The sequence below is a fragment of the Salinibacillus xinjiangensis genome, assembly GCF_009649735.1.
GTDB lineage: Bacteria > Bacillota > Bacilli > Bacillales > Alkalibacillaceae > Salinibacillus > Salinibacillus xinjiangensis.
The window spans coordinates 1-372 of sequence record NZ_WJNH01000029.1 but is presented as its reverse complement, the minus strand read 5'-3'; the positions used below and the strand labels follow the sequence as shown (position 1 = coordinate 372).

General features: G+C 51.1%; 1 rRNA gene. It reads right to left on the bottom strand.

Annotated features, from left to right (window positions below):
* Positions 1–372, bottom strand: a 23S ribosomal RNA gene (locus GH754_RS19340); the annotation flags it as partial.

Sequence of the window (372 nt, the reverse complement as noted above, 5' to 3'; positions counted from 1 at the left end):
AAGGTGGTACAGGAATGTCAACCTGTTTTCCATCGCCTACGCCTTTCGGCCTCGGCTTAGGTCCCGACTAACCCTGAGCGGACGAGCCTTCCTCAGGAAACCTTAGGCTTTCGGTGGACAAGATTCTCACTTGTCTTTCGCTACTCATACCGGCATTCTCACTTCTAAGCGCTCCACCAGTTCTTTCGATCTGACTTCACAGCCCTTAGAACGCTCTCCTACCATTGTACCCACGGTACAATCCGCAGCTTCGGTGATACGTTTAGCCCCGGTATATTTTCGGCGCAGAGTCACTCGACCAGTGAGCTATTACGCACTCTTTAAATGATGGCTGCTTCTAAGCCAACATCCTGGTTGTCTAAGCAACTCCAC